This window comes from Streptomyces sp. NPDC051320 (assembly GCF_040682175.1).
GTDB lineage: Bacteria > Actinomycetota > Actinomycetes > Streptomycetales > Streptomycetaceae > Streptomyces.
On record NZ_JBFBAL010000055.1, the window covers coordinates 1 to 1,583 of the forward strand.

At 69.0% G+C, this 1,583-nt stretch carries 1 protein-coding gene; it reads left to right on the forward strand.

Going from position 1 to position 1,583, the window contains the following annotated elements:
- Positions 1-145 precede the first annotated feature (145 nt).
- Positions 146-1,573, forward strand: a complete 1,428-nt coding sequence (locus tag AB0M87_RS33335) for an NF041680 family putative transposase (RefSeq protein WP_365859644.1) — start codon at positions 146-148, stop codon at positions 1,571-1,573.
- Positions 1,574-1,583: the final 10 nt, after the last annotated feature.

Sequence of the window (1,583 nt, forward strand, 5' to 3'; positions counted from 1 at the left end):
AGCTTGGCGTTTAACATCGCAGGTCACTCGACCTGCTGATCTGCGGTTCTTCCCGGGACAGCGGAGACGGCCGTTCTTCACGCTTCGAGATGTTGAGTCAGGAAGTGCGAGAGAACGGCCGCTGCCCATGAGTGTCCCTGGTGCGATGTCCGCAGGCGAGGCATGGGGAGTGCTGTCCCGCTTTCGGGTCGAGTTCTACGATTCCCTCTACGCTCGCGCGGACACGCTCTTCGAGTTGACAGACACAATCCTGTGCGTGGACGGGCCGGTCAGGACCCTGGTCGAGCTGTCGATGGCCGTCGAGCACCGGCGTGGCCACGGTGCTCTGTACGCAGCCCTGGACCGGGGCTGGGCCGAGCCGGCACGGCTGCGTCGCGCGCTGACCGGCCTGCCGGTGCCCAGAGCCGCCGACGGGCGGATCGTACTGGCCGTGGACGTGTCCAACTGGCTCCGCCCCGACGCTCCCACCAGCGACGAGAGGCTGTTCTGTCACGTCTACGGACGCGGTGACCGCAAGACCGACCAGTTCATCCCCGGCTGGCAATACTCTTTCGTCGCTGCTCTGGAGACGGGCCGCACCTCCTGGTGTGCTCTGCTGGACACCGTGCGTCTGGGCCCTGCGGACGACGCCACGCTCATCACCGCCGCCCAGCTCCGCGAGGTGGTGGGCCGGCTGATCGCCGCCGGGCACTGGAGTCCGGGCGATCCGAAGATCTTGATCGTGATGGACTCTGGCTACGACGTCGCCTACCTCTCCCACGCCCTGGCCGGCCTTCCCGTCGTCCTGGTCGGGCGCCTACGCTCGGACCGGGTCATGCTTCGCGACCCTGGCCCCGCCCGGTCGGGTCCGAAGGGCGGGCGACCCCGTCGGCACGGCGGCGTCCTCACGTTCACCCGGCCCGAGACCTGGCACGAGCCCGACGTCACCGCTGCCACCGACACCACCCGCTACGGCAAGGCGGCCGCAAAGGCTTGGGACCGGATGCACCCCCGGCTCACCCACCGTGGCCCCTGGCTGGAACACGCGAAGGAAGAACTCCCTGTTCTCCACGGCACGTTGGTGCGGCTGGAAGTCGAGCGACTGCCGGGCGACCGCACCCCGAAGCCGGTCTGGCTATGGAGCTCGGCCGCCGACGCGACACCGGCGGACGTGGGCCGCTGGTGGCAGTGTTTCCTGCGTCGCTTCGACCTGGAACACACCTTCCGACTGATGAAGCAGACCCTCGGCTGGACCGCCCCGAAGGTCCGCCGCGCGGCCACCGCCGACCTGTGGACCTGGCTCATCATCGCCGCCCACACCCAACTCCGCCTCGCCCGACCGCTCGCCGAGGACCTCCGCCGTCCCTGGGAGCGGCGGACCGAACCACGCCGCCTCACCCCAGCCAGGGTGCGGCGAGGGTTTCGCAACATCCGCGCGACCACGGCCCGTCCGGCCACCGCACCGAAACCCTCCCGCCCTGGCCCTGGACGCCCCACCGGCTCCAAGAACCAGCATCGAGCACCCCACCACCCCGTCGGCAAGACCATCAAACGCGCCGAATCAATCAAGGAACACCGAGGCCAGACTGGTTAAACGCCAAGCT